1 pseudogene is annotated in these 255 nt (G+C 61.6%); it reads left to right on the top strand.

The window, feature by feature from the left end:
* Positions 1-255, top strand: a pseudogene (locus GWC77_RS28630) (IS4 family transposase); the annotation flags it as partial.

Genomic DNA, 255 nt, shown 5'->3' with positions numbered 1-255 from the left:
GCGGTATCAAGGAAAGCACGCGCTGGATCGAGGGATACGAACGGGTGGCCGAGCAGGCGGTGGATCTGCCCGGCACACGGTTGGTGTATGTCGCAGACCGTGAGTCGGACATTGTCGAGCTGATGACTAAAGCGCGCGATGTGGGTTACCCGGCCGACTGGCTGATTCGCGCCCAGCACAATCGCGTGTTGCCCGAGGGACAAAGACTCTGGGATCACGCCACGCAAGGCGAGCCGCTTGGTGAAATCCGCTTCA

It is taken from the genome of Paraburkholderia sp. NMBU_R16, assembly GCF_013282575.1.
Lineage (GTDB): Bacteria > Pseudomonadota > Gammaproteobacteria > Burkholderiales > Burkholderiaceae > Trinickia.
The sequence above is the reverse complement of the archived record's forward strand: the minus strand, read 5'-3'. Positions and strand labels throughout refer to the sequence as shown.